Source organism: Paenibacillus dendrobii (assembly GCF_009807035.1).
Taxonomy (GTDB): domain Bacteria; phylum Bacillota; class Bacilli; order Paenibacillales; family Paenibacillaceae; genus Paenibacillus_AQ; species Paenibacillus_AQ dendrobii.
The window spans coordinates 1,587,918-1,613,341 of sequence record NZ_WUBI01000001.1 but is presented as its reverse complement, the minus strand read 5'-3'; the positions used below and the strand labels follow the sequence as shown (position 1 = coordinate 1,613,341).

At 45.4% G+C, this 25,424-nt stretch carries 31 protein-coding genes; 24 read left to right on the top strand and 7 right to left on the bottom strand.

The window, feature by feature from the left end:
- Positions 1 to 4 precede the first annotated feature (4 nt).
- From GRF59_RS06880 to GRF59_RS06835, 10 genes are all read left to right on the top strand, one after another.
- The gene (locus GRF59_RS06880; protein ID WP_160496861.1) at positions 5 to 808 is read left to right on the top strand and encodes an ABC transporter permease; all 804 of its coding nucleotides are present in this window, start codon (positions 5 to 7) and stop codon (positions 806 to 808) included.
- Between the two features lie 77 nt (positions 809 to 885).
- The gene (locus GRF59_RS06875; RefSeq protein ID WP_160496860.1) at positions 886 to 1,911 is read left to right on the top strand and encodes a zinc-dependent alcohol dehydrogenase; all 1,026 of its coding nucleotides are present in this window, start codon (positions 886 to 888) and stop codon (positions 1,909 to 1,911) included.
- A 19-nt stretch (positions 1,912 to 1,930) separates the two neighbouring features.
- Entirely contained in the window at positions 1,931 to 3,589 is a 1,659-nt protein-coding gene (gene nagZ / locus GRF59_RS06870; protein WP_160496859.1) for a beta-N-acetylhexosaminidase, read from the top strand.
- Entirely contained in the window at positions 3,549 to 4,592 is a 1,044-nt protein-coding gene (locus GRF59_RS06865) for a hypothetical protein (RefSeq protein WP_160496858.1), read from the top strand. Before nagZ ends, GRF59_RS06865 begins: the two co-directional genes overlap by 41 nt.
- 409 nt (positions 4,593 to 5,001) lie before the next feature.
- Positions 5,002 to 6,027, top strand: a complete 1,026-nt coding sequence (locus GRF59_RS06860; protein WP_202128503.1) for a lytic polysaccharide monooxygenase — start codon at positions 5,002 to 5,004, stop codon at positions 6,025 to 6,027.
- 515 nt (positions 6,028 to 6,542) lie between these two features.
- Positions 6,543 to 7,124 (top strand): RNA polymerase sigma factor, encoded by a 582-nt coding sequence (locus tag GRF59_RS06855; RefSeq protein WP_160496856.1) that lies wholly within the window; start codon positions 6,543 to 6,545, stop codon positions 7,122 to 7,124.
- Positions 7,085 to 8,062, top strand: coding sequence for a hypothetical protein (locus tag GRF59_RS06850; protein ID WP_160496855.1), 978 nt, complete (start codon positions 7,085 to 7,087; stop codon positions 8,060 to 8,062). Before GRF59_RS06855 ends, GRF59_RS06850 begins: the two co-directional genes overlap by 40 nt.
- Before the next feature lie 120 nt (positions 8,063 to 8,182).
- Complete coding sequence (locus tag GRF59_RS06845; RefSeq protein ID WP_160496854.1) at positions 8,183 to 8,980, top strand: hypothetical protein; 798 nt, start codon at positions 8,183 to 8,185, stop codon at positions 8,978 to 8,980.
- A gap of 352 nt (positions 8,981 to 9,332) precedes the next feature.
- Complete coding sequence (locus GRF59_RS06840; protein ID WP_160496853.1) at positions 9,333 to 9,839, top strand: DinB family protein; 507 nt, start codon at positions 9,333 to 9,335, stop codon at positions 9,837 to 9,839.
- 49 nt (positions 9,840 to 9,888) lie between these two features.
- Positions 9,889 to 10,503: an HAD-IA family hydrolase gene (locus tag GRF59_RS06835; protein ID WP_160496852.1), complete on the top strand. Its 615-nt coding sequence runs from the start codon at positions 9,889 to 9,891 to the stop codon at positions 10,501 to 10,503.
- On the opposite strand, the gene GRF59_RS06830 is transcribed toward GRF59_RS06835, so the two are convergent.
- Positions 10,500 to 10,898 (bottom strand): hypothetical protein, encoded by a 399-nt coding sequence (locus GRF59_RS06830; protein WP_160496851.1) that lies wholly within the window; start codon positions 10,896 to 10,898, stop codon positions 10,500 to 10,502. The two genes, GRF59_RS06835 and GRF59_RS06830, sit on opposite strands and share 4 nt — an antisense overlap.
- 317 nt (positions 10,899 to 11,215) lie before the next feature.
- Between GRF59_RS06830 and GRF59_RS06825 the strand changes: the two genes are divergently transcribed.
- The 7 genes from GRF59_RS06825 to GRF59_RS06795 all read left to right on the top strand — a co-directional run bounded on the left by GRF59_RS06825 (position 11,216) and on the right by GRF59_RS06795 (position 14,610).
- Complete coding sequence (locus GRF59_RS06825; RefSeq protein ID WP_341480026.1) at positions 11,216 to 11,491, top strand: HAD hydrolase-like protein; 276 nt, start codon at positions 11,216 to 11,218, stop codon at positions 11,489 to 11,491.
- On the top strand, positions 11,484 to 11,903 hold the full coding sequence (locus tag GRF59_RS06820; protein WP_160496849.1) for a DUF1801 domain-containing protein: 420 nt from the start codon (positions 11,484 to 11,486) through the stop codon (positions 11,901 to 11,903). Before GRF59_RS06825 ends, GRF59_RS06820 begins: the two co-directional genes overlap by 8 nt.
- Positions 11,904 to 12,163: 260 nt before the next feature.
- Positions 12,164 to 12,352: a DUF4177 domain-containing protein gene (locus tag GRF59_RS06815; protein ID WP_160496848.1), complete on the top strand. Its 189-nt coding sequence runs from the start codon at positions 12,164 to 12,166 to the stop codon at positions 12,350 to 12,352.
- 12 nt (positions 12,353 to 12,364) lie between these two features.
- Positions 12,365 to 12,580 carry a hypothetical protein gene (locus tag GRF59_RS06810; protein WP_160496847.1) on the top strand — a complete coding sequence of 72 codons (216 nt, stop codon included), beginning with the start codon at positions 12,365 to 12,367 and terminating at the stop codon, positions 12,578 to 12,580.
- Between the two features lie 212 nt (positions 12,581 to 12,792).
- Entirely contained in the window at positions 12,793 to 12,933 is a 141-nt protein-coding gene (locus GRF59_RS06805) for a hypothetical protein (RefSeq protein WP_237391664.1), read from the top strand.
- A gap of 103 nt (positions 12,934 to 13,036) precedes the next feature.
- Positions 13,037 to 13,492 (top strand): SRPBCC family protein, encoded by a 456-nt coding sequence (locus GRF59_RS06800; protein WP_160496845.1) that lies wholly within the window; start codon positions 13,037 to 13,039, stop codon positions 13,490 to 13,492.
- Between the two features lie 68 nt (positions 13,493 to 13,560).
- The gene (locus tag GRF59_RS06795; protein WP_341480025.1) at positions 13,561 to 14,610 is read left to right on the top strand and encodes a DUF4037 domain-containing protein; all 1,050 of its coding nucleotides are present in this window, start codon (positions 13,561 to 13,563) and stop codon (positions 14,608 to 14,610) included.
- A 15-nt stretch (positions 14,611 to 14,625) separates the two neighbouring features.
- On the opposite strand, the gene GRF59_RS06790 is transcribed toward GRF59_RS06795, so the two are convergent.
- A complete protein-coding gene (locus GRF59_RS06790) occupies positions 14,626 to 15,438 on the bottom strand; it encodes an alpha/beta fold hydrolase (RefSeq protein ID WP_160496844.1) in 813 nt (270 codons plus the stop codon).
- A gap of 109 nt (positions 15,439 to 15,547) precedes the next feature.
- On the opposite strand from GRF59_RS06790, the gene GRF59_RS06785 reads away from it, so the two are divergent.
- From GRF59_RS06785 to GRF59_RS06775, 3 genes are all read left to right on the top strand, one after another.
- On the top strand, positions 15,548 to 16,489 hold the full coding sequence (locus GRF59_RS06785) for a helix-turn-helix transcriptional regulator (RefSeq protein WP_160496843.1): 942 nt from the start codon (positions 15,548 to 15,550) through the stop codon (positions 16,487 to 16,489).
- A gap of 48 nt (positions 16,490 to 16,537) precedes the next feature.
- Positions 16,538 to 16,945: a DUF6508 domain-containing protein gene (locus GRF59_RS06780; RefSeq protein ID WP_160496842.1), complete on the top strand. Its 408-nt coding sequence runs from the start codon at positions 16,538 to 16,540 to the stop codon at positions 16,943 to 16,945.
- Between the two features lie 65 nt (positions 16,946 to 17,010).
- Positions 17,011 to 17,784 (top strand): Cof-type HAD-IIB family hydrolase, encoded by a 774-nt coding sequence (locus GRF59_RS06775; protein ID WP_160496841.1) that lies wholly within the window; start codon positions 17,011 to 17,013, stop codon positions 17,782 to 17,784.
- Here the strand turns inward: GRF59_RS06775 and GRF59_RS06770 are convergent.
- Entirely contained in the window at positions 17,781 to 18,314 is a 534-nt protein-coding gene (locus GRF59_RS06770) for an SMI1/KNR4 family protein (protein WP_160496840.1), read from the bottom strand. The two genes, GRF59_RS06775 and GRF59_RS06770, sit on opposite strands and share 4 nt — an antisense overlap.
- A 259-nt stretch (positions 18,315 to 18,573) precedes the next feature.
- On the opposite strand from GRF59_RS06770, the gene GRF59_RS06765 reads away from it, so the two are divergent.
- From GRF59_RS06765 to GRF59_RS06755, 3 genes are read left to right on the top strand one after another with little or no spacing between them, the layout of a single operon-like run.
- The gene (locus GRF59_RS06765; RefSeq protein ID WP_160498171.1) at positions 18,574 to 19,008 is read left to right on the top strand and encodes a GNAT family N-acetyltransferase; all 435 of its coding nucleotides are present in this window, start codon (positions 18,574 to 18,576) and stop codon (positions 19,006 to 19,008) included.
- A gap of 46 nt (positions 19,009 to 19,054) precedes the next feature.
- Positions 19,055 to 19,444, top strand: a complete 390-nt coding sequence (locus tag GRF59_RS29340; RefSeq protein WP_202128502.1) for a zinc ribbon domain-containing protein — start codon at positions 19,055 to 19,057, stop codon at positions 19,442 to 19,444.
- A gap of 21 nt (positions 19,445 to 19,465) precedes the next feature.
- Complete coding sequence (locus GRF59_RS06755; RefSeq protein WP_160496839.1) at positions 19,466 to 20,107, top strand: AAA family ATPase; 642 nt, start codon at positions 19,466 to 19,468, stop codon at positions 20,105 to 20,107.
- Between the two features lie 253 nt (positions 20,108 to 20,360).
- Here the strand turns inward: GRF59_RS06755 and GRF59_RS06750 are convergent, their stop codons facing one another.
- From GRF59_RS06750 to GRF59_RS06735, 4 genes are all read right to left on the bottom strand, one after another.
- Positions 20,361 to 21,269 (bottom strand): pyridoxamine 5'-phosphate oxidase family protein, encoded by a 909-nt coding sequence (locus GRF59_RS06750; protein WP_160496838.1) that lies wholly within the window; start codon positions 21,267 to 21,269, stop codon positions 20,361 to 20,363.
- Positions 21,270 to 21,313: 44 nt separating this feature from the next.
- Entirely contained in the window at positions 21,314 to 22,483 is a 1,170-nt protein-coding gene (locus GRF59_RS06745) for an MFS transporter (protein ID WP_160496837.1), read from the bottom strand.
- A gap of 313 nt (positions 22,484 to 22,796) precedes the next feature.
- On the bottom strand, positions 22,797 to 23,453 hold the full coding sequence (locus tag GRF59_RS06740; protein ID WP_160496836.1) for an NAD(P)H-binding protein: 657 nt from the start codon (positions 23,451 to 23,453) through the stop codon (positions 22,797 to 22,799).
- 68 nt (positions 23,454 to 23,521) lie between these two features.
- Positions 23,522 to 24,376, bottom strand: a complete 855-nt coding sequence (locus GRF59_RS06735; protein WP_160496835.1) for an alpha/beta fold hydrolase — start codon at positions 24,374 to 24,376, stop codon at positions 23,522 to 23,524.
- Between the two features lie 133 nt (positions 24,377 to 24,509).
- Between GRF59_RS06735 and GRF59_RS06730 the strand changes: the two genes are divergently transcribed.
- Positions 24,510 to 25,397 carry a LysR substrate-binding domain-containing protein gene (locus tag GRF59_RS06730; RefSeq protein WP_160496834.1) on the top strand — a complete coding sequence of 296 codons (888 nt, stop codon included), beginning with the start codon at positions 24,510 to 24,512 and terminating at the stop codon, positions 25,395 to 25,397.
- The last annotated feature ends 27 nt before the right edge of the window (positions 25,398 to 25,424 follow it).

Genomic DNA, 25,424 nt, shown 5'->3' with positions numbered 1-25,424 from the left:
CCGTATGTTTAAAATCGCGAGGAAATACATGCGGCTGTACGGCATTTTCATCAAAAACTGCCTTATCGCCCAGATGGAGTTCCGAGGCAATTTTATGATGAGTCTGCTTGTCGAATCCGTATACCTGTTTGCCAAGCTTTTGTATGTGCTCGTCGTTTTCCGCACCGACCTTCACGTCGACGGCGTTCCGCCCGAAGGGCTGCTTCTATTCATTGGCATGCATACCGTGGCAACGGGAATATATGTGGGCCTGTTTTTTACCAATTTCACGAAGATTCCTGAGTATATCAAAGACGGCTCGCTTGATCTAATGCTGACAAAGCCGGTATCCCTCCAATTCATGGCTTCTTTGCGTTATGTCGATCTGGCTCTGCCGATCCCCGATATTCTGGTCGGATTCGCCATGATTGGAATCGGATGGCACGCTATGGACATTCCGCTTACGTTCCTGCAACTTGCGGGATTCGTCCTGCTGCTGATCGTCTCTGTTGTCATTACGTACTGCCTGATGATTATTCCGGCGCTGCTATCATTTTGGTTCGTCCAGACGAGCTCGGTGTCGGAGATTGCCAATTCCGTCTGGGATGCCAATAATTTCCCCATGGCTATTTACCCGGCCTGGGTCCGTCGGATCGGTACATTTGTTATTCCTTTGTTCCTGATAACCAACTTCGGCCCCATGTTTCTGCTTGGGCATCTCAGTTGGCTCTATGCGGGATTGGCTCTGGCCGGTTCGCTTTTGCTGTTTGCGGCAGTACGGTTGCTCTGGAAACATGCCGTGAAGGGATACAGCAGCGCGAGCAGCTAAGATTTTTTTGCAGAAGCAGAAGGCAATGAAGAATATTAAGGTTTGTATCCTACTCTGAGAAAAGGAAGTGCCAATGCATGCCAAACATTGCGACAACCCAAGGCCGCATCTCGTTAAATTGCGTCTTTCAGGGACCGGATCGGATCGAGCTCATTGAAGAGCCGGTACCCGAGCCTGGACCGGGACAACTATTATGCGCAGCCCAAAAGTCACTGATAAGTACCGGAACGGAGCTTGCTTGTCTGAAGGGGTGTTTCGACGAGGGAACGGTCTGGTCATCTTGGGTTCAGTACCCATTTTACCCCGGCTATTCCATGGCGGCGCAAGTGATCGCGACCGGAAGCGGGGTAGAGGGCATTAAGGCCGGAGACAGGATCATCTGTCCTGCCGGACACCGTCAGTACTTCCTCGTGGATGAAAGGGAAGCGGCGCTTATCCCTGATTCGATCCGTGATGAAGAGGCAATATTTACGCAAATTGCCAAGGTTGCGCTGCTGGGTGTTCTGCGGGCTGAGCCCGCATTCGGAGAAAGAGTTGGCGTCGTCGGGTTGGGCCTTATCGGCCAGCTCGTCATTCAGTACCTGAATGCGAGCGGTACGCGCCAGATTATCGCGATTGGTCCGGAAAGCTTCCGTTTGGAGGAATCCCGCCGAAACGGGGCGACTGATCTGCTGAATCTACCGGTGGCCGAAGCATTCGGAGCAATTGAAGCACTTACCGAAGGCAAAATGCTTGACACGATATACGATGTGACGGGGTCCTACAACGTCTTGCCTTACTGTACTCAACTGACCCGGGACATGGGCAAAGTCATTCTGTTGGGTGATTCTACGGAGCCCTCCAAGCAGACGATCGGGCCCAAGGTCGTTTTTAATTCAGTCAGCATCCTGGGCATTCACGGCCGTATGATGGAAGGTTTTAAAGGCTGGACGGAAGCGGATATGAACGATTTCATCTTCGATTCGATTGGCCGGGGAAAACTGGACGTCACGAGTCTCATTAGCGAAGAAGCAAGCCCGCTCGAAGCGGTATCTGTTTACTCCCGGCTCATCGGACATAAATCCGATTATATGGGAGTGATGTTCGATTGGACGAAATTGTAACGGCCGAGGGGGATAACGAATGAGAATGTGTAGAGAGCTTACGCTGAAGGAAAAAATAGGCCAGCTTCTGATGGTCGGCTTCGAGGGGCTTATTCCGGATAAGAACATCAATGACCTTCTGCATAACCATGACATCGGGGGTGTTGTGCTTTTTTCTCGAAATCTGGACAACCCCAGGCAGGCGCTGGAATTAACGCAGGAACTCCAGCGGATGGCTTCGGCAACAACTGGCATACCGCTGTGGATCGGAACGGATCAGGAGGGAGGTATGGTCGTTCGGGTAAGACAGGGGATTTCGCAGCTGCCGGCAGCGATGGCCCTGGGAGCGGCTCGTGATCCCGTGCTGCTCTACGAAGCCGCCAAGGGAATGGCCGAGGAGCTGAAGTTGCTTGGCATCAATATGAATTTCGCGCCTGTGGTAGACATCAACGTCAATCCGCGAAATCCGATCATTGACGTCCGTTCATTCGGGGACGATGCCATGCTTGTCGCTGAGCTTGGGATCGCCGCCATGCATGGCTTTCAGGACGGAGGAATCGCCTCCGTCATCAAGCATTTCCCCGGGCATGGCGACACGGAGACGGATTCCCACGCAGAGCTTCCGGTTGTGAGACATTCCCTTGAACGCCTGCGGTCCGTGGAGCTCGTGCCGTTCCGGCAAGCAGCGCGGGTCGGGGCTGAAGCCGTCATGACGGCTCACGTCGGGATCCCGCTGATTAGCGGAGGCGTGCCGGTTCCGGCCACGCTTTCCCGGGAAATACTAACGGGTCTGTTGCGGGAAGAGCTGGATTTCGACGGGCTTATCGTAACTGACTGCATGGAGATGGACGCCGCGACGCAGGGAATCGGCGTGGGCGAAGCGGTTGTCCGGGCTGTACTGGCCGGAGCGGACCTGCTCCTCGTCAGCCATACGTACGAAAGCCAGCTGGAAGCGGTGGCTGCCCTGGAACATGCCGTGACGGACGGACGTTTGTCGGAAGAGAGGATCGATGCTTCCGTGGAGCGAATTCTTCGTCTCAAGACGCGTTATAACGTAGAGATGCGGGAAGGGAATTGGGAAGAGGCGCGGACCTTGCTTGAAAATCCGCAGACGCTTCGGATGATTGAGCTTCTGCGTGAGAAAAGCATAACCGTCGTCAACCGTGAAACGGATTTTTGCCGGTTGTCTGCGGATGTCAGCACGCTCGTCCTCTGGCCGCGGATCACGGCCGCCTGTAAATCCGAGGACGAGCCGGCATATGAGGGTACCCTCGGCAGCTATTTGAGTCCTTTCGTTTCGGCGGAGGTAATGGAGATCGTGTACGAATCGAGTCCGATGCCGGAGGAGATTTCAGCCTTGGCGGCTGAAGCGGGAGCATATGAGCAGATTGTGGTAGGAATTTTCAATACAGCCTCGAATCCTGGGCAGCCGGCTCTACTTCGCAGGTTGCTCGCGGGAGGAGGCAAGGTCATTCCGGTCTCTCTGCGGAATCCCGTCGATCTAGCTCCATTTCCGGAGATCGGGGGCTTCCTGGCGTGTTACGAGCCTCATCCGCACACTCTGCAGGCTCTATCCCGTGCTCTCATGGGCATGACAGAGCCTGCTGGAACTCTGCCGGTCACACTTCCGGATTACTCGTCAGAAGGGAGGAAACCAGATGAATGCCGTTCAGCTACCGGTGTTGAATCCCCCACTTAAAAGCTTTTTACGTTGGGCCTACACACTCTCGATCACCAGCGCTCACAAGGAAACGGTACCTTGGTATTACAGTAATTTTATTCAATTGTCATGCACCAAAAAGTTTCTGGAGGACGGCAGACAGTGCTATGTGGATTTTTTTCGCGGCAAACCGAATGAACTGAATTTCAACAATCCGTTTCTTCTTACCTGCTCCGTCAATTATACGATTCTGGAGAGTTTGTCCCTGGAGTCCTGGCCCCAATTTTTTGCGGATCAGATCCGCCGCAGCTATTATTGCATCGTTTTTTTGGATGAGTCCAGGCTATCGCCAGCGGCCTCCTATCAGAAAGAACCGTTCCCTCATCATCTTTTTCTGTACGGTTTTGATTGGAACGAACGTGTTTTCTATGCTTCCATGTTCGACTCTACAGGTGTATACCGTAATTTGGAGATCTCATTTCAGGAGTTCACGGATGCCATCCTGTCCATGAGACAGCTTTTACAGGAAAACCGTGAGGCTGATCACCATACGTATTTTTACAAATACGAACCGCATTCGCCCTATCCTTTTGATAAAAGGGCCGTAATTGACCAGCTGCGCGATTACCTGAACGGGGAGACCCGCTTAAACCGGATCAATTACAATCCCGATGAGAATGAGGCTTTCGGAGTCAGGGTATATGACTATTTGCAAATGTACTATGATGCCGTCCAGGATAACGACCCCCGGCTGGGCTCCCGCAACGATGTAAGGCATCTCCATGTCCTGTGGGAGCATAAAAAAATGATGGGCGAGCGGATCGAATATCTGGTGGATGAAGGGATTATCCCGTACGACGAAGAGCTTGTGGAAGGCTACAAAGATCTGACCAAGAGGGCGTTAAAGCTGCGGGATCAGTACATTCGTCATCAAATCCGCGCAGATCCGGAAATGTTTGAACGGCTGCGGCTTCGTTTCAACCAATTCCGTGACGAAGAGCCCGTTCTCATGCAAAAACTGATTACACTTCTCGAAGGCTGAAAATAAGCCCCCGGAAGAATCATCGGAACTGTGAATGCGTTGCATGCAGAGGCCGGGGGTTCTACGGGGGCTTTTTAGCAATCAAACAAACAACCTCCAATGAGGCAATAAGCCTGAAATATCAGCATCCAGGTTTTTGAGACTCTTGCAGTTCAAAAAGGGGATAAGCCTTCTCGTCAATTCGGGATGAAATCGTTAGAATGTATCTTCTATATTTGATATTTATCATTGTTAGATGACAACAAATAACATAATATGTAAATGCATCCATAAATTAAGAATTCAGTTGTGTGACTTGCAAGCTTGAGTTTCTAGCCGGCTTGAATTTTAAGGGAGGTGGTGTTTGTTTCATACAGGTAAAGATAAGTTCAATTGTGACTGAAGACCAAATTCAAGGAGGAATGAAATGATGATTTTGAGCTTACCGAACCATGGAGTGTTAAGAAAGCTGGCTTTCGCAGGCGGTTTGCTGATCCTGGTCGTTCTAGTGATGGTGTTGTTCCCTGGCAAAAGCTCGGCTCACGGGTATTTGGATTCCCCTGCCAGCCGGGCACTCTTATGCAAAAACCAAGTGAATACGGATTGTGGAGGGGCTTCCTACGAGCCGCAGAGCGCAGAAGCTCCCAAAGGCTTTCCTAACGGTGGACCTGCCGATGGACATATTGCAAGTGCAAGCAATACATTCCCCAAACTCGATGAGCAAAGCTCGACCCGCTGGAGCAAGGTGCCTATGAAGGCAGGTCCTCAGGCTTTCAGCTGGCAATTGAATGCCGCACACGCGACGACGACATTCAAATATTTCATTACCAAGCAAAACTGGAACCCGAATGCTCCTCTGACGAGAGATTCCTTTGATCTGACCCCGTTTTGCCAAGAAGATCTTAATGGATCAAGCCCTACGAACTATCATACGATAAATTGCAATGTTCCCGAAAGAACCGGTTATCAAGTCATCCTGGCAATCTGGGAAGTCTCCGGAGCGCCTACGGCTTACATCAGCGTAGCCGATGTCGATTTTGGCGGCGGCAGCCCGCTTCCGGCTCCATTGAATCTGATCGCTTCAGCGGTAACCGACAACAGCGTTTCCTTGAACTGGTCTTCTGTGACAGGAGCCGTAAGCTATCAAATTTACCGCAATAATGTATCGGTCGGCACGTCAACCGCAACCTCGTATACCCAGACGGGATTGTCAAGCGGTACCACCTATAATTATACCGTGGTAGCCATTGATTCTTCGGGTCATTCATCGCCTGCCTCTGCCGCATTGTCGGTCAAGACGACCGGCGGCACCACCACCACCTATCCAGCCTGGAGCGCGACCACCGTCTATGTGGGAGGCAACAAGGTGTCTTATAACGGCGTCAACTACGAAGCCAAGTGGTGGACGCAGGGCGAGATTCCGACCGGGAATAATGTGTGGAAGGTTATTCCTTAGATCTCGCGCAATCCAGATAATGCAACCTTTTAAGTAAACGTTTTAAAAAAACTTAGACATTTTGAAACAAAGACTCAGGGCGGTGAATATGCAACCCTGGGTCTTTGTTGCGTACAATACATTCGGCAGCCTTAGACGATAAAGAGCCCAACACTGCCGATAGTTTAGTAGACTATCATTTCCTTAATACTATGGTTTTACAATCAGAATATGTTGATGTGGTCTTCTAGTGCTTTGAATCCGGGCTATTTTCGCATTCGTAAGATTGCAGCCTACCAAGTTTTGGTCGATAATGTATTCGCAGGGTTAAGTTCCTCATCATAAGCACTTTCACCATAAAACGGCTGCCCTTGAAGGCAGCTTGTTTTGTTCCATTTTTGCTCGAAAGTCCACCTTACTAGAAGTATCCTATAACCATTATTCAAAAAAACATCAAATCACAAAATACATATGTCCCTTTTTGGCAACCAGAAGGGTTATAACGGATAAATAGAGAATCGGGGGTGAGCTCTGCGTTGGAATCAACAGAGGAATACGTCAGTCGGGTGAAAGCAGGCGATGGGGAATCTTTTCGACCAATCGTAGAAATATACCAACAACAAATATATGTATACTGCTGCCGTATGCTCGGATGTAAACAAGATGCGCAAGACGCCGTGCAAGATATTCTATTCAAAGCGTACACGAAGCTTGATTTGTATGAATCAAGGGCGACGTTCTCATCGTGGTTGTATAAGATTGCTTATCATCACTGTCTTAATATGCTTCGTAAGCGCCATATCCGTGATCGAGTATATCGACTCTTTAAACCCGCAACGTTCACCGAAAGCGCTGAGCAGAATCTGGACCGCCAATGGTTCAGTCCACCGCTTGAATATGCCTTGTCCAGGCTATCGGTGGAAGAGAGAAGTATTCTGATTCTAAGAGTTTTTGAAGAAGAACCCTTTGCCGAGATCGCCGACATTCTTGGAAAAAGCACGGATGCGGTGAAGAAAAAGTATACGCGATTAAAACAAAAAGTAATCCGGCTGATCGCAGAGAAGGAAGGTGAGAAAGGATGCAATACAAAGGAGAGTCTGGTCAAGATGAAGCTCTGAGAAACATGGAACGCATAGACAATCATGATCAAATCGACGTAACTTCCGCTGTGATGCGCAGAGTCCATCAATACGAGGGAAGGAAATCGGAACTGCGTTTAGGTACTCGGCGGAGGATGGCTCTTATCGCCTCATTTTGCGTTGTGATCCTGCTCTCATCCATTACCGTGTATTCGGGCACCAGGTTCATTGAAATTAGAAACCATGAAGGCAAGATCGTCATCACTTCGATTGCACAGCAATCCAATCCTTACGCGAATTACTACGCGAATTTATTAAGCAAGTATGAAGATAAGCTGAAGAAGAAAATGAAACCTGGCGAAATGGCTGCCTATTATGTGAAGGACAAACAAATACAGGCGGCTGAGACGCTGAACCCGGTTCATTTCCTATATGTCCCGAATACGCACCGCAGTTATGAGGAATTTGCCAAAGAAATGCAAACCACGGATACGCCCCAATTGCGAGAGCCAACCTATATGCCAGAAGGCTATTTGTTTGACACTGGCAGCATTCAGGCCAAACCTGAACCTTTTCCGGGAACTCCTGAATATGAACATCTGCTTGCAGAACTGAAGGCAATGGCTGAGAAATCTACAGACAAGCAAGCGTTATTCTACAAATTGATTCCTCCGACGAAAGGGGCATCGTCGATGATTCGCTATCGCAAAGGAGATTATGAGATCAGAATCATTGCCTTTTCCAAGCCCGGGGATTCTACGGTTCAGGTTATGTCTGGAAAAGCCGAGAAGCTGATGGTAGACGGAATGGAGATGCTCCTGTCATCACCTGAATCGGGTCCAGGTGCAACCTATAATCGCAAATTAACGTGGCTGGACACGAATGGACATGTATTGTACACCATCACGGATGACTTGAAGGACCCTTTGTCGAATGAAGAGTTTGCTAAAATTGCTGCAGGAATGATAAGTAAATGAACGAGTGGAAATGATGAAGTGATTTTTGAAAAGTGTCCCTTTTCTGGTTAGTCGGTTGTTATATGGTATGGAATCAGTTCAAATATGTAAGGCCTTGCGGCCGAAAGGAGCACGAATTTAATGTTGGGAACGAAATTGAAAACTGTTATTTCACTCGTGGCAGTCATGAGCATAGCAGGAACGGTCAGTGCGTACGCCTCGACTCCGTCAGTATCGCCGAAAGACTTGAAAAGTAAAGTCGCCGTTACTCTGATCAAGGCAGATCAAAAGCCTGCAACGGTACAAGATCAGATTGATAAGCTGTACGCAGGTCTTAAGCCAGGTCAAGTCATCGCTTACTATGTGAAGGATCCAAAGCTGAACCCGTCCGATCAGATCTCATTTGCAGGGAAAGGTTTTGTGTTCCAAAAATACAACGATTATGTGGCCAAAGCCAAGAAAGTGAACGCACCTCTACTTGCGAAACCGGCCACTTTGCCAAAAGGTTATACATTCAAAGCTGGATTCTTATATCCGCAAAATCCGGATCGAACATCGGCATTATACAAGAAATTGGATCAAGAATTGAAAGAACAAGCAGCACAAGGAAAGAAAACCTTGTTCACCAAGCCTTTGGAAGTCGTCGAAGAATCCAGTGCCGTTCTTACGTTCGTGAAAAACAAAGCAGAAATGTCAGTGGTCGCAACTTTTGTGAAGCCCTCGGAGTCCATAGGCGGCACACCGGTGCCAGGCTCCAATCCCGATCAAAAAACGGAAACCCTCGGAATCAATGGCATAGAATGTACGTACACAACAGAGTTACAAGGGAGGGATCACTTGGATTGGACGGATTCAGCTAACAAGGTGCACTATTCGATTTTGGCTAAGAATGCGAAAACGGATGTAATCAGCCTCGCTAAAAGCATGGTGAAGAAGTAATCTTTTTTACAAGAAAGGATCATAGCGATAAATCTTAAAAGAAGGTTAGAAAATACAGAAAGCGGAAGGCAGCTCGGTTGACGGGCTGTTTTTTTTATGGATTAACGAGGGGGTGCGAAATATCCGCAGTTGGTATATATTAGGAGATAACCCGCTGGCCATGATGCTTCGGATATTAAGTGATTTTTATCGAAACAACTAAATGGTCTAGCCAGGTTATCGCCAAGGTTCGTATCCAATCACATTCCCGAGTTAGGGAACAGTTTATTGTATTAAGTCATTTGGATTAGGCGAATTATGGAATTCATGCTTAAGGGAATATCCGAAATCAATTAACGAAAGGATGTTGTCCATGGAGCTTCCAGAAATCAATCAAAATTTAAAAGAAACAAGAGACGAATTATTAGGAATTCTGAATGGATTGAGCGGAGATCAATTAAATAAACGGATAGACTCAAACCGGTGGAGTATTAGCCAGGTATGTCAACACTTAAGCAAGACAGAAGAATTATATGTTGTAGCAATCAGGAGAGGATTAAAGAGCAAAGAAGATTCAATCATCGAGAATAAACCCTTGGATTTCTTACTTGATAGAAGTCAAAAATTAGAAGCTCCAGACATGGCTAAACCCACGGATGAACCATTGGAATATCAAGAAATCATTGAAAAACTTAACTCTTCAAGAGAGAAGCTGTACGAAACATTAAGCACAATAGAAGATCCCTCCGTGCTGAGTAGAAGACATTTTATACACCCCGTTTTTAAAGAAATGTTATTAATTGAATGGGTCAGATCGCTGTACCTGCATGAACGGAGACATATTGAACAAATCAATGAAATTTTAGCTGAATGTAAGTAAGGCAAGCTGCTCAAAAACCGCTGGAAAGCTGAAATAAGGAGGTTTAAATTTGATTGCTAAGCCGCAACTCGTGTTAGATTTGGCTGGTGTATTAGTAAGCAATTTCTCAAAGACTTTCTGGCTTGAAGTATCTGGTGGTTCTGATATTTCATTTCAAGATATGAAAGAACAATTTAATGAAATTCGAAAAGATCTCTGGACAGGAAAGATGAAAGAAGAGCATTTTTGGGCTTGGATACGTGAGAGAGTACAGCGGATGAGCAAAGAAGAAGCCCAAGAGTCGTTAATTCATTCATTGGAACCGCTTCCCGGATTCATTCATTTGGAAAGATGGAGTCGAATCGCAGATATTCATATATTGAGTAATCACTGTAAGGAATGGCTGGAACATGTTTTGACCGAACTTGAACCGTACACAAGAAGCATTACCATCTCGAATCAAGTGGGACTATGTAAACCGGATATTCAAATTTTTAAATATGTCGAGCAATATTTTGATAAGGATGTTTGCAACGGTACAATTCTTTATATTGACGACCAAGAAAAGAATCTGAAGCAGGCTAAAAGTCTCGGATGGAACACTTTGCTCGCGGATCAAGAACATACATGGATTGAAAAAGTAGAGCCCATATTATTAAGAAACGCCGTGCAATGGCAAATTTAATCTCTTTGAGCAATACGATAGTCTATACTAATTTTACCACCATTAGGAGTTGGTACAACTTTAAATTTATATTCGCTACTTAAGAAACCAACTGGAGCACTAATATGGCCATTCTTACCTGGTGCGAGAGTTCTTTTCTGATCTCCATTAATTGTGATTCTTACACTTACATTCCCAGTATTTTTAATCCAGAAGTTTACTTTTGCCCCATTACTCTTTTTTAATGGGTATGTAGCCTGAAATTCAGTTCCTGAATAACTACCACTTTTATCTGCATAATCTTTCGACGAACTTTCAGTCGACTTCGCAAAAGCAGATATAATACTAGTTCCAGCAATTAGACAAACTACCAGAGCAAATGATACTATTCCTTTGAAAACAGACTTGAGATTCACGATAAGTGCCCCTTAATTAAATTTATTTGTAACTATTCCGCATATAGATAGTTACTTTTTTAAAATTACATGTCTGTACATTCCTGTTTCCGTAGAGGTAGTTCCGTAACGGAGTGTCTCTATTTGTGCTGTATATCCAATAAGATCGTAACAGGCTGAACAGTTACAATTTTCTTAATCCTAGCAACCCAAACCATTTTGTAATATTTTTGTATTTATTCATATTTTAGATATATATTACATTTAGTGAAATAGTTTTAAAGTACCAATCTGAACTTTTTTAGATATGGATTTTGCAAAATTCGATTCCGGCTGCGGTGCATCAAAAAGAAGTTTTTTGTCCACATGGAAATGAGGAAGGTTGCGAATGCAAGAAACCCAAGCCTGGAATGCAGCTTGCGGCGGCACAGGAACATCGCTTGAATTTGTCTAAATGCGTTGTGATCGGGGATGTGGGAGATACGGATATGTTGGCGGCACACTTGGTTGGAGCGATGAAGGCCTTAGTGAGAACAGGTTGGGGGAGAAGATTCTTTACATTTATAGTGGGTTCGAGTACGTTTGAGAAAAGGAGTATGTTCTGCTATGTATGAACTAAAAACAAAAGAGACAGACCATAGTGTCCTCGAGTTTATCGAAAACGTGGAAAGCGTTAAGAAACGTGAGGATGCATACGTATTATTAGATATTTTCACCGAAACGACCGGCTTGGTTGCGAAGATGTGGGGACCCAGCATTATTGGTTTCGGATCGTATCATTACAAATATGATTCCGGCCATGAGGGAGTTGCGCCGTTGGTGGGATATTCACCTCGAAAAGCCAAGATTAGTTTATATTTTGCAACTGGTGATGTTAAACGGGAAGAACTATTAAAGGATTTTGGAAAGCACACCACTGGAAAGGGATGCGTGTACATTAACAAGGTAGCGGATATTGACGTTAATGTATTGAAAGAATTGATAAGCCAATCCGTAGCATTTTTGCAAGAGAAGTATCCCCAGTAAAAGTATTTTGTTACACATGAGGCAAGTTAAAATGTGTGCAGACCGATGCATCGCAGAAACCCACCCGAAGATGAATATCCGAAGGTGGGTTTTATGGTTATAATGACGATGCACCGACCTTGCTGCAGTCTGCAGTAACCGGCCCATGTTGCTGGTCGCCGGCATGTCAGTGCCAAGAGTTTCATTGGAATCCAACATTTTTGATCCTCCGTGTGTTTATATATAAGAGAAGATCATTTCAATCTTGGAGGTATGAAACAATGTATGAATACATTTTTGTAGAGTGCTTTTTAGGTGGGATTTTCTCTTCGGCAACACATCATGAGACGATTGCAGAATATGCTCAAAAAGGCTGGCGGTTGGTTCAGGTTTTGCCTACTCATTATAATGGTCAAGGAAAACCGACAGACTACGAGATCATTTTTGAAAGACCAATAACAGATCAGTAAGAGGAGAAGGCAATGAAAAAGGGAATATGGGTTATAATTTGTTCTTTGATCATTACTGCATTTTCATCATATCGATTATGGGCAATCGATCAACCGAAAGTTGGGCCGGTGGGTGATGGAATCATTCCTGACTACGCGTATACGGAGATCTATATCGGGATATATATAGGGATCGGTACATTATTGCTTGGTATTCTTCAAATTATCCTGGAAAAAGTAAAAAAGTAACCGGAACTCATTTGGGTATCAGTTACGCAAAATGATGAGAAGTTACAGGAGGAACTATGCTTGTAGAAGGTGTTAACGTCAAAATAAAACGCGTGATTTTTACATCGGCACTCCTCATAGCGGGTGTTTTATTATAGTATAACCTTAAATCGAGCACTGCCGCCTTCGTAATTATGGCTGAAGTCCATGATGATCGAATTGTCGTCCAGAATATGAGTGGAGAACGAACAACGGTTACCATTCCCAAAGGAATATCGCAATTAATTCATGTGAATGAGCAGTATTTCATTGATTATCAGCAGAGAATAGGACAGCGTCCAGAGCTCGTCATGATTCATCCTTCGCCTCAATAACGAAGCCATTTGAAGTTGGAGGAGCTAGGAATGAGCTAAGACGACCATGACTCACGACAAATACATATTGCGGATTTTAAGCAATTCTTAGGGGCTGAACTTGATGATCGCCGTCATGACGGAAACGCTTATTGATGTTCCGGCTGATGTCTGTTTTGATCTGGCACGGAATATACAGCTTCATACGGAAACGGTTTGGAAACATACGAAGGAAAAAGCTATTGCAGGAACGACAAGCGGCATGATTGGAGCAGGTGAGTTTGTAACTTTTCAAGCTACGCATTTTCTGATCAGGCAGAAGTTGACTTCAAAAATTAGTGAATATCAGAGGCCCTTTCTTTTTACGGATGTGATGGTTAAGGGTGCCTTTAAGAGTTTACGGCATGAACATACGTTTGAAGATGTGCAGGGGAAGACATGCATGAAGGATAAGTTAATCTTTGAAGCTCCTTTTGGAGTGATCGGATGGATGACCGAAAGAGTGATATTGAAAAAATATATGAAGAGTTTTCTGGAGCACCGTAATCGGCAACTGAAATTATTGGCGGAAAGGGCGTGATTTTTAATGCCAATCCGTCTTCGGTATGCTCGTAATGAAGTGGTTGAAATCCAGAGGAGGATACATCTGTGCAGGGTATTGAAATATGTCGGCAATATTATTTCGAAATTGTCGAGCCGTTGATGAAGAGAATCGCTCCCATGGAATATTCAGCAGCCATTTTGGGTCCTGGCAGCGAGGTACTCGGATATGATACGGAGATGTCGAGAGACCATGATTGGAGCCCGCGTGTCCATCTTTTCTTGAAGGATGCAGAACCTGAACAGATTCAGAATACGAGATTCTTGCTCGAACAGCAGTTGCCCGATAGCTTCAAGGGATTTCCTGTTTATCATCAGATGACCGTTATGACGACGCTGGACAAATATATCGAGAAATGTTTAGCCGTGAACATCCGTGAACCGTTGGACTATACGGATTGGTTGACCTTTCCTTCGCAAACGTTGCTTGAGCTGACCCGTGGAGAGGTTTTTCGCGACGAACAGGGAGAGCTGCGAGCAATACGCGAGATATTGGACTATTACCCGGAAGATATTTGGCTTTATCTGATGGCATCCACGTGGCAGCGTATCGGCCAAGAAGAGCATTTGATGCTCCGTGCCGGTTTTGTGGAAGACGAGCTTGGCTCTGCTATCATTGCTTCGCGGATCGTTCGGGATATCATGAATCTTTGCTTTCTGATGGAACGTCAATATGCACCCTATCCCAAATGGTTCGGTACAGCCTTTAAAAGCTTAAGCTGCAGTGAATCGTTAATGCCGCATTTAAGAGAGGTACAGGCGGTACAAACATGGAGAGAACGGGAGCATTCCTTGAATTTGGCTTTTCAATACATGGCAAAGTTACATAATGGACTAGGGATCACGGATGAAATTTCGGAAGAGGCCACACTTTTTTATGATCGCCCTTTTAAAGTCATGCACGGCGAGGTCATCGCCAGTCTCATCACCAAACAGATTAAAGATAAAGATATACAGTGGTTATCCCAACACCGACTCATCGGCGGTATAGACCAAATCACGGATAATACGGATTTTCGTCAGATGTGTCACTGGACGGATGGGAGCATGGCTAGACAGAATCTGAAGCGTTTTTTTGGAAAAGGGTGGATCCAATGATCCACCCGCTGCAAGCTACAGCTCCTCAAGAAATTTCTTGACGACCTGAACAAAACCCTCCGGGTCATCGGAATGAACACCGTGCCCGCATTCGGCGAAGACCTCAAGTTTGGTGTTGGGTCTCCGCGTTGCCATACGCTTTGCCTGGTCCAGATCCAGAGCGAAGCTCTTTTGACCATGAATCAGTAATATAGGACAAACGGAAGTGAGCCAATCTTCCCACCAGGATCCGTTGATGCATGCTTGGGATTGGTTCATCCCTTCAAGATCCGCACGGAATCCCCAGCCGTCTTCATCTTCAAACACGCTTTCCGAAAAATAGTCCACCGCTCTGAGTCCTGCTTGGACGAGTGCTTCTCTCAGTTCCAGTAAAGAATTAGATCGTTTAGGAAGCATGGCGGCGAAATTGAGGTCACTTTGTATTTCCACGCCAATGTCTTCTACAATCACGGCTTGGACAAGTTCAGGATAACGGGCGGCAAACTGATAGGCATTGACCCCGCCCAAAGAATGTCCGAGCAGCGTAACAGGTCTTCCATCCAGCTCATGGCTAATCAAATGGTGAATATCCGAGATATAGCCATTTCTTGAGTAATCCTTCTCGGGAGAATGACTGCTCCAGCCATGGCCGCGTTGATCCAAGGCGATAACATGCCAATCCGGAAATCTGGTCGCTACAGCCGAGAAGGTTCGCGCATTGCCCATATGGCCATGAAGCAACAGCAGAATAGGCTGGTTTACTCCGCCAAAATCCAGATAAGAGAGCTGTAGAGAGCCGGATGTGAAATATCTTCGGGTCGGTAATGTTTGGTTATCTGTTGTGAACATAACGGAATTCCTCCTAATTTTTAATCAATAGGGTTTGACTGGACTTGTACATCATTTTAAATGATAATAGTGACAAGGATTGTCATAATTATTAAAATGGAGCCAAACGATGTCTAAATCCAAAAGACTCATGGAACTGATGATGGCTGTAAACCGAAAGCGGAAGTTCACGGTAAAGGAGCTTGCGCAGGAATTTGGGGTTTCGTCCCGGACGATCCTGCGGGATTTGCAGGAATTGAGCGAGCTAGGCGTGCCTTTATATTCGGAAGTGGGTCCTCATGGTGGTTATCAAGTGTTAAGAGAGCGAATTTTACCTCCCATTGCCTTCACCGAGGACGAAGCGGTTTCCATCTTTTTTGCGGTACATGCACTTCGGCATTATGCTTCGCTTCCCTTTGAATCGGAGTCTTCTGCGGCTTTAAGCAAGTTCTACTACTATATGTCGGGCGACACGAGGGATCGTATTGATCAAATGAAAAACCGGGTTGATTTTGTGACGCCTGAAAGGCAGATCAGCGCTCCATATTTATCGATTTTGCTCGATGCGGCTATTCAGCAAAAAGTCCTGTTGATTGATTATGAATCTCGGGATAAACGAACAATCCACGACATACAGCCGATAGGTATTTATTCGAGGAATGGTTTATGGTATTGCCCGGCGTATTCTTTTCACCATCAGGAAGTCCGTACGTTTCGCTGCGACAGGATGCATTCGGTAGCTCCTTCGGACATGGAGGCGCTCGATTTAAGCCATATCCATCTTGAGAACAGGGAAGTCATCACTCGTACCGATCAGGAGCATATTGCCCTTTATGCGGAGCTTACGCGAAAAGGGGTTAAGATGTATGAGGCGGAGCCATGGCCTGTCCTTAATATGCAAACCCGGGAGGATGGGAGCGGCTGGCTGGAAGGAAAGATTTTAACCAGCGATATACCGTATTTTGCTTCATTTTTTATTGGATTAGGTCATGAAGTCACGATAAAAGAGCCTTCTGAACTTCTCGCCTGTATCCAAAGCACATTGTCGGAGTTGATGGACAAATATGGTTGATAAAACGGATTACGCGCCAGCATGGATTGTTGGGAAGGGGGATTCGTCATGCCTTATGATCAAAACATCACCGTAACCGAAATCAAGAGATTGCTTCAATACCTTGAGTTTTTCGAGGGACCAGCAGACACTTTTTATCAAGAAGTGAATGGATGGAGGTGTGAAACGGATCAGGTTCTTGCTTTTCGCAAGGCACTGGGCGATACGGGGTTCCTTATGGTCTTCGATTGGGGTGCATGGATTCGGGAACATGAGGTATTCAGAGAGCTTGACCGGGATATAGGGGAATATATCAAGAATGCGGACCTGGAAACTTTGCGAAAGCTGGTAACCAGTTACCTCCGTGGAGATCGTTTTAACGAAGGGCTGTTCCTGACTATAGTCATCAACGGGAACATGAAGCAAATTTTATGGAGACTCCGGCAGTTGATGGAAGAAACAAGTGAGGAAAAGTGAGAGCGATCTCGGTTTTTTTCAGATAAATGCGAAAATGAACAGTAAAGGTGGCTTCCATCATAGCAATGTACAAAATTGTTTTTTTTGACGTCGACGGAACTTTACTCAGCGAAACGGACAAAAGCATGTCGCATAGCACCCGGCAAGCGATCGTCCAACTGATGGATAAAGGCATCAAAGTAGTCGTGGCTACGGGCCGACCCTATAGTTTGTGCCACGAGTTTAAAGCGTTGGGGGTGGATACGTTTATTTCCGCCAACGGCGCACTGGTCAAATGCAATGAGGAAATCATCCATAAACACGTGCTCACGGCGGAAACGGTACGTAATGTCTCGGCTTTCGCGGAGCTGAATGGACACAGCGTATCCTATTTTACGGAGAAATACCTCATGAACGGCATAGGTCATGACAACCAGCGCGTGGTTAGTGCTTTGGAAGAGACATTGTCGATCATCGATTTTCCGGAAAAGAGTTCCCTTGCTGAAGAAATTTACGGAATGTGTTTGTATGCCGATGACAGCGAGGCTCAGAAGTTCGTTAACCAATTTCCGTTCCTTCAATTCAAGCGTTGGCATCACTACGTGATGAGCGTGTTCGAAAAGTCCGTAGTAACCAAATCCTCTGCGATCCACAAGGTACTGGAGCATTTCGGTTTGAACCGGTCAGAAGCCATTGCCTTCGGAGATGGAGGAAATGACGTGGATATGCTGGAATATGTGGGACTTGGCATAGCCATGGGTAACGGTGAGCAGAGACTCAAAGAAACGGCGGATTTCGTAACCAAAAAAGCAAGCGAAGACGGAATCGCCTTCGCCTTGAAGAAGTTCGGTATCATCTAATCCTCGTTCTCAGCTTCTTCCTGCAGACAGTTTTCAATAAAATCATACAGATTTGCGGCTTCAACGGAGCGGTTGCCCCAATCATGCCAGAAATACAGTACCTGTCCATAAGTACCCTCGCCCGCAGGATCAGTATCAAGGCAGAGATAGTCTCCGGCACCGTTCTCCGCAATCGGTATCCATTTGGAGTTCCACAGCATCGGCTTGATACCGGGTTCAATATCCATCTCCAAGCCGTCCGGGTCAAATTCCTCCTGTAAAAAATTCCAACTATCCCGTATTGCGCTCAGGGGCAGCAGGGTCAGATTGCGGACGAAGGTGTGAGAACCGGCGGTCCAGTTCTGGCCGTTATGTACTTTGTAGAAGTGCTTCATTTCTTCGGGCAGCTTTGTACCGATCTTGTCCTCAAGATGGGTGAGTTCCTCATCGGCTGCGCCGGGCAGCAGGTTCAAGGCATCCTGATATTCCGGCGTACGGAAATTTCCTCTTTCAATAATCTTGTGCCATAGCAGCAATGCCTGGTTCTTCATGATTTACCTCTCTTTCTATAAAACTATCATACTGAATATTGAACACGGATGCACGAAACATATGCAGGACGATCGGTGATCCGTTAGTAAAAAACGTCCTGAACGTAACCCAATCGAAAAGTTGAACTGATAGGATGTACTAGGAAGCTGCAACCGGGTCCGGGATATTATGATCAAAGAAGAGGTGCAGCCGTTCTTGCAGACATTCTTGGATGACTTTACACTATAAGTACCAGAAAAAAAAGAAAGCAGGGAAATGATGGTTACGGTTAAGCATATTGCGGAAGAGGATCTTCCGGCGCTGAGCGGGTTGTACGAAGAATTGATGGGATATCCCACGGACGGGCAACGTTTAACAGAGGTATTCAAATCTGCTGAGGCTAGTGGCAACTACCACATATTAGGTGCATTTTATGAAGGGGAGTTAGCCGGATCGTTAATGGGTATTATCTGTCTTGATTTCGTCCGGGATTGCAGACCGTTCATGGTCATTGAAAATGTGATTGTGTCCGACCGGATTCGCAGACAAGGCATTGGAAAAAGACTGATGGTTGAAATCGAAAAAATTGCCCGTGATCATGATTGTGCTTACATCATATTTGTGTCGGGGGAGCAGCGCAAAGAAGCTCATCAGTTCTATGAGAAATTGGGATATAGGGACGAACAGGTTGAAGGCTTCAGGAAGCATTTGTAGCGCTCATATGATCTATTGAAATGATCCTTCTTAAGGAGTGAATCCAATGATTCAATGTCCATGGTGTGGGCAAGAAGTGGAGCTCGTGGAACAAGTATGTCCGGAATGCAAAACCGAAGTCCTGCCGGAGCATCTGCAGGGGACTCAGGGGGAAACGACGATACTTAACGCCGAAGACACGGAGGTAGATGTAGGAATCGAAGACGTGATCATGAATCAGTTCAAATGCTCCAAATGCGGGCATGACGAGTGCATAACCGACGAAGTGGCGATGAGCGGTACGGGCATCAGCAAAATCATGGATATCAATTATCACCATTTCCTGTTTGTATCCTGCACGCATTGCGGCTATGTTGAAATTTATAATCCCGATATACTCCGCGGTTACAAGTCCGGTCAATTCGGCACCCTGATGGATATTTTATTCGGAAGATAAGCCTTGAGGCGGGAGGTGAATATGTTGAACCTAAAACAAGAGCTCTCTCATGTGATTTGGATCGGAGGATCTCCCTGTTCAGGCAAAAGCACGATTGCTGAGAAGCTCTCACGGAAATATGATTTTTATTACTATTCTTGTGATCTTCATCATGAGCAGCATATCCAAAGATGTAACCCTGCTGAACATCCTTTCATGCAGCGGTTAAAGGATTTGAGCTCTAACGAAATTTGGAATCGTCCGGTAATTCAGCAGATCCACGAGGAAATGGAGTACTACCAGGATGAATTCAGCATGATTGTGGATGACCTGATATCTCTTCCCAAGCATCAAATGATTATCGTCGAAGGGACAGCTGCCATTCCTGAGAGCGTTGCGCCAGTGTTAACCCATCCCGGTCAAGCCATTTGGATTGTACCAGCTCCAGAATTTCAGGTACTCCATTATTCGCAAAGAAGCTGGATTCAAGATGTCTTAAAAGAATGCGATGATCCAGGCCTTGCTTTTCAAAATTGGATGAACCGGGATATCGGGTTTGCGCACAAGATTACCCAGGATGCATTGGACCGGGGGTTAAAAGTAATAACCGTCGATGGAACGAAAAGCATTGAGGATCATTTGGAAGAGATTGAACAGCATTTGAAGGATTGGCTGAATTTCTGAGGGATGACATCGTAGTGTTCCACATGGAGGAAAAGGAATTCGTTAAGCGTATTATCGGAGTGGCAGATCCAATTTCCGAACGAACAGCATCTTCAAATGCGGTCTAAAGCTTTTTCACACCGGAAATACCCGTAGTTAATTCTGCTTCCAGAGCCACCGCCTTATCATAAATTCACCTTTGACAGGAAACGGCTGCCCTCGAGTTAGGCAGCCGTTTCGATGTAACTATATTTCATAATGTACAGGCAGGATGCTACTTTGGATTGTAAGGCGAGTATCCTAACAGGTTCCAGTCAAAAGGAATGACGTTATCTAGTTGAATCACTCCGTCAATTTGAAATTTGACCAAACGCTGTGCCCCGGGAAACCTCGATTTTTCTTCCTTATTAACATCCCAAACGATACTTGAACTTCCCGTAAGTTGAAGCGTTCGTCCCCTTTTGAAATCAAGAAACAAGAGTCCCGTATTGGGATTGATCTGAATATTGCCCAGTGTGTTGAACATCATATTCCCCCTGTAGTCGGGAAAAACCAATGCTTTATCACCTAACGGTTGTATAAAACCCGAATTCCCCCCTCGATGCGAAGCATCCGTTTTTCCTCCGGGACCGCTGCTTGCAATAAAAAACGTATCCGCTTCTCTAATCCATTGAATTTGTTCCGGGGTTAGTTCCTTCTGTCTTCCAGATGCTCTTATAAGCCCCGGCCTGTGATCCATCGGTGTCATGCTTCTCATTTGAATATGTTTCGGACAGTTTCCATATACTTGTTCGACTTCCACTCGCAGAGTATTTTTGTCTGTAAACTGCGCAGCCCCGTTAATACGAACCCGAATTTGGTGTTCAAAGTCGATAACGATGAGGCCCACATTCCGATTGTTTTCGATATTCGAAATAAACGGATCTTGAGGAACAAATAGGGCGATTATCTCTAATGACTTCTGATCCGTTACTTGTATCATTTCAGGGGACCCTGTAATAAGAGACGCCCACAAACAACCTGTCGCGTCTGTTGATGCGATAACCACCATGGACTGCTCCTCCAAGAACAAATCGAATCCTTGAGGAATAAAATTCTGGATACCCCTACCATTCAAATTGGCGATAGACTCCGCGCCGACTCTCTTCTGGACTAAGCGCTCACCCTCATGATATACGGTCATTCGTTGACACCCCCATGGCAAAATTACAATTTATTATATATACCCTAGGCCTGCACTTTCTTTGGACTGTAACGAAAAGCGCGGACCGCGATAAATACAAAGCTCAGAATCATGAACAGGATGCCTATCCAAATGATCGATCTCGTCCCAAAATCAGTGATAACCGCACCCCCAACAAAGGTTCCCAAGGCTATTCCCATATTTCCCAACGCTACGAACAGACCATTGGCAAACGTAGGGGCTTCGAATGCTGCGGTAGTAATCGAATTCTGGCAGATGTTAAGCCCAATTGTATACAATGTTCCCCACAAGGCAATCAATAGGGTCATTGGGATAGAGTAGTCTCCTAACACAAAGACCAGCAGGTAGACGATCCCGTAGATAATTGGAAAAACCAATGCCGTTCGCATCGCACGTTTTTGCAGTAAAAAACCCGATATTAAATTACCAATTAATCCCGTTGCCCCAAAAATAAATAGCATAACGCTGATCTGGCTACCGTTCATTCCAGTGATTCCATCTAGGAATTCTGCAAAGAAGCTGAAAGTCGCATACATACCAGCATTCAGTAAAATCATGGTGATGATACTATTCCAGACGACCGGTTTGCGTAACACGCCTAATTGCGATCCATACGTAAGTTTTTCTTTGACAGGCATGGATGGAACAAAGATCATGATGGATATAAACGCAATCACATTAACGATGGCAAAGAAATAGAGGGATGCCTGCAGAGATAGAACATCTGCGAGCAAGGCTGCGATGGGGGATCCAATAACCATCCCGGCACTGCTACCCATTAATATTCTGGAGATCGCTCGCGCAACGTAATCTTCACTTACTGAATTAGCTGCAGCAACGAAAGCAACCGAGAAAAAAACGGGGTGTAAGAAGGCCGGTATGATTCTCGCGACAAGAAGCACCTCGAAGCTTGGCGCATAAATAGAAACAAACCCAGATATTGTAAACAATCCCATAGCAATTAACATGAGTTTTTTGCTGTTGATCCCCGAGAGAAGCAAGGGCATAAACAGTCCAGAAATCGCCACCGCCAGAGCAAATAAGCTGACAAGCAAACCCGCTTGTGATAATGAAATGTCAAAACGCTCGGCCAGCCGAGGGAGAATACCAATAAAGCCCATCTCAGTGTTGACAATCCCAAAAATACCGAATGCCAGAATGAAGATAATAAAAGATGATTTGTTACGAGACATTTTACCACTCCTAATTCTTTACTTAAGTACTAATATGGCGTATAGGCCTTTTGAAAAAAATGAGTTAACAGGTGACGATAGCATCATAACAATAGGCAACCGAGACATTGGCTGCCTATTAAGCAATTCTAGCCAAAAAAAGAGGCCGACCAGTAAGTCCTGGTGACCTCACAATACGAATGGGCAGAATAGTTTAAGATCATCCTTATTGTTGCATACCACACCAAATCCTCATGGTGCTCTTAATATGAGAAAAATCAGACATCACATTTTTCCTCGTTCTTTCTTTGGGATCTGGGTACATGTTAGCGGTCTAATGCCAACGGATGTTAGCGTTGATCGCGTCTAGGATCGGAGTGGAGCCAGTATTGAGTTCAAGAATCTGTTGGCTGATACGAGGTTCGTGGAGCAACTCGGCGAGAGTTTCAGCGACATCGGCGTAAGCAATCTGGTCGTGGAATTCGGCTGGCCCGAGTGAAACGATGCCCGTTCCAGGATTGTCAACAAGCAGTGAGGGACGAAGAATCAGCCAATCTAGATTGCTGCGACTAAGTTCGATGTCTGCTTTCTTCTTCACCGTAAAATAATACTCAACCTCGTCGCCGAGGTCGCGCTCCCGCCAAGACTCTGGGAGTACCGACACAAGCGCGAAACGGTTGATTTGTGCTCTGTTAGCTGCCTCGATCGCTTTGGAGAGTCCATCGCCATCGATCGACTTTGTGACCTCCATCTTGCCTCCATTGGACCCTGCGCTGAACACGATGGCGTCAACGTTGCCGAAGGAGGCCGCTAGCGTATCCACAGACATGTTAGCGAGATCTCCGAGTGTCGTATTAATACCTCGCTCTGCTAGTTCTGCCTGCTGTTCATGCCGGCGAACGAGCCCATGAACGCTATCTCCCTTGGAAACGAGTCTCTGTGCAAGCAGACCGCCGATGTTACCCGTAATCCCAATAATAAATACATTCATTTTGAAAGCTCCCTTCGTTTCTATATGAAAAATACACAGAACGTTGGACCGATCGGTTCATCGAAATTTTAGTTTGTTTTTAAGAATTGTTGAATTAGCTCACTGATCTCTTTAGCGTGTGTTTCAAGAGCAAAATGTCCAGTATCAAGTAAATGAACTTCCGCAGATGGAATATCACGCTTATAAGCTTCAGCTCCAGCAGGGAGGAAGGCAGGATCATTTTTACCCCATACGGCTAGAAGTTTAGGTTGATACTTACGGAAATAAGCCTGAAAGTCAGGATATAGATCCACATTTGTTCGATAGTCAAGAATCAAGTCCAGTTGAATTTCTTCCGCTTCCGGGCGCGACATGTAAGCAATATCCAAAGAATACCCGTCTGGTGAAACAAGGCTGGCCTCAGCTCCATGAAGATACTGAAAGTTGCGAATGGTTTCAGGTGTCAAGGAATCGCGGCATGCTTCACGATTTTCAGGTGTCGGAGAATGCCAATACGTCTTCCAGGATCCCCAAGCGTCACTAAATCCTTCAATATAAGCGTTACCATTCTGACTAATAATGGCTTGAACTCTTTGCGGATGAGCCACTGCCAAACGATAGCCAACAGGTGCACCGTAATCAAACACATAAAGTACATACTGGTCGAGACCTAATGCTTCAGTAAAATCTTTAATAACTCGGAACAGACTGTCAAATGTAAAGTTAAATTGACTGCGCGGAGGAGTTATTGTATGACCGAATCCAGCAAGGTCAGGGGCAATGACACGGTATTGTTCTGCCAGTTCGGGAATTAGGTCGCGAAACATATGACTTGAAGACGGAAACCCGTGTAATAATAAAATAACTTGATCGTCCTTAGGGCCGGCTTCACGATAAAAAACTTCGACATCTCCAACTCTTTGCTGATGATAGCTGGTCTTCATTTTTACATCTCCTTCTGAATCTATTCAATAATTGGCTTTGAACTAAGGTTATCGTATAATGAAAAAATATATTTGACTAACGAATAAATCGAATATCTACTATTTCAAATTGAAATAGAGAAGGAGGATTGATGTGATAGAATCATTAGAAGGTCGCTATTTTCTGGCGTTTATTGCCTTACTTGAAGAAAAAAGTTTCAGTCGAGCAGCGGATCGCTTAGGCTATGTTCAGTCCACAGTAACCACTCATATCCAACAGTTGGAGAAAATTAGCGGACAAAAATTGTTTCATCGATATCCACGAGGGATAGAACTTACGGAAGCTGGGAAGATATTTTCAAAATATGCTTATCAGTATGTTCACTTAAGTCAATCCCTTAAAGAAAGTATGAATGAACTGAATCAACCAAGCGGAACGATACGGATAAGAACACAGGAATCATTTTTTCTTACACGTATGCTTCCCTTTGTTCAGGAATATACGAGAAATTCTCCAAGCGTAAATTTGCGCATTGAACAAGGATCGCATCAAGATATCCTAAAAGGTGTCATAGATTATGAGTTGGATTTTGGAATTGTTCCTCAAAATCCGAATCGCCATGACATTCTTTTTTATCCAGTATTGGAAGAGACGATCGTTTTTGCTGCATCTGAGGATATATCACGGAAAGTGAGAAATGAGGGAGTCCAGATTCTAAATGACGAACTTTTTATTAGTAGCGGCACGTCTTGTTTGTATCATACGAGTGCTGTAGATGTTTTAAAAGATGCCGGGATTATGGTTAAAGATGCGTTAGAACTATCAAGTCTTGAAATGATAAAACAATATGTAAGCTGTGGAAAAGGTTTTGCCTTAGTCCCTAAAATAGCTATCAATAACGAACTAAAGACAGGTACACTAAAGATCCTTCCGTTTCATTCCAAAATGAGTTTTTCACATGGTCTGATTGTTCATAAAAATCGTGAGCTTAGTTTTACTGCAAAAAGTTTTCAATCTGAACTCCTGAGTTTTTTTAGTTAGTGCACATGTGGTCTAAAATTTCGGAGT

Coding starts and splice junctions, on each gene's coding strand:
- nagZ (WP_160496859.1), top strand. CDS start 1,931: ATGAGAATGTGTAGAGAGCTTACGCTGAAGGAAAAAATAGGCCAGCTT.
- GRF59_RS06785 (WP_160496843.1), top strand. CDS start 15,548: ATGTCTAAATCCAAAAGACTCATGGAACTGATGATGGCTGTAAACCGA.
- GRF59_RS06840 (WP_160496853.1), top strand. CDS start 9,333: ATGGAGCTTCCAGAAATCAATCAAAATTTAAAAGAAACAAGAGACGAA.
- GRF59_RS06755 (WP_160496839.1), top strand. CDS start 19,466: ATGTTGAACCTAAAACAAGAGCTCTCTCATGTGATTTGGATCGGAGGA.
- GRF59_RS06875 (WP_160496860.1), top strand. CDS start 886: ATGCCAAACATTGCGACAACCCAAGGCCGCATCTCGTTAAATTGCGTC.
- GRF59_RS06810 (WP_160496847.1), top strand. CDS start 12,365: ATGAAAAAGGGAATATGGGTTATAATTTGTTCTTTGATCATTACTGCA.
- GRF59_RS06815 (WP_160496848.1), top strand. CDS start 12,164: ATGTATGAATACATTTTTGTAGAGTGCTTTTTAGGTGGGATTTTCTCT.
- GRF59_RS06845 (WP_160496854.1), top strand. CDS start 8,183: ATGTTGGGAACGAAATTGAAAACTGTTATTTCACTCGTGGCAGTCATG.
- GRF59_RS06865 (WP_160496858.1), top strand. CDS start 3,549: ATGAATGCCGTTCAGCTACCGGTGTTGAATCCCCCACTTAAAAGCTTT.
- GRF59_RS06745 (WP_160496837.1), bottom strand. CDS start 22,483: ATGTCTCGTAACAAATCATCTTTTATTATCTTCATTCTGGCATTCGGT.
- GRF59_RS06765 (WP_160498171.1), top strand. CDS start 18,574: ATGGTTACGGTTAAGCATATTGCGGAAGAGGATCTTCCGGCGCTGAGC.
- GRF59_RS29340 (WP_202128502.1), top strand. CDS start 19,055: ATGATTCAATGTCCATGGTGTGGGCAAGAAGTGGAGCTCGTGGAACAA.
- GRF59_RS06880 (WP_160496861.1), top strand. CDS start 5: ATGTTTAAAATCGCGAGGAAATACATGCGGCTGTACGGCATTTTCATC.
- GRF59_RS06850 (WP_160496855.1), top strand. CDS start 7,085: ATGCAATACAAAGGAGAGTCTGGTCAAGATGAAGCTCTGAGAAACATG.
- GRF59_RS06775 (WP_160496841.1), top strand. CDS start 17,011: ATGTACAAAATTGTTTTTTTTGACGTCGACGGAACTTTACTCAGCGAA.
- GRF59_RS06800 (WP_160496845.1), top strand. CDS start 13,037: ATGATCGCCGTCATGACGGAAACGCTTATTGATGTTCCGGCTGATGTC.
- GRF59_RS06750 (WP_160496838.1), bottom strand. CDS start 21,269: ATGACCGTATATCATGAGGGTGAGCGCTTAGTCCAGAAGAGAGTCGGC.
- GRF59_RS06740 (WP_160496836.1), bottom strand. CDS start 23,453: ATGAATGTATTTATTATTGGGATTACGGGTAACATCGGCGGTCTGCTT.
- GRF59_RS06780 (WP_160496842.1), top strand. CDS start 16,538: ATGCCTTATGATCAAAACATCACCGTAACCGAAATCAAGAGATTGCTT.
- GRF59_RS06790 (WP_160496844.1), bottom strand. CDS start 15,438: ATGTTCACAACAGATAACCAAACATTACCGACCCGAAGATATTTCACA.
- GRF59_RS06820 (WP_160496849.1), top strand. CDS start 11,484: ATGTATGAACTAAAAACAAAAGAGACAGACCATAGTGTCCTCGAGTTT.
- GRF59_RS06805 (WP_237391664.1), top strand. CDS start 12,793: ATGAGTGGAGAACGAACAACGGTTACCATTCCCAAAGGAATATCGCAA.
- GRF59_RS06770 (WP_160496840.1), bottom strand. CDS start 18,314: ATGAAGAACCAGGCATTGCTGCTATGGCACAAGATTATTGAAAGAGGA.
- GRF59_RS06735 (WP_160496835.1), bottom strand. CDS start 24,376: ATGAAGACCAGCTATCATCAGCAAAGAGTTGGAGATGTCGAAGTTTTT.
- GRF59_RS06860 (WP_202128503.1), top strand. CDS start 5,002: ATGATTTTGAGCTTACCGAACCATGGAGTGTTAAGAAAGCTGGCTTTC.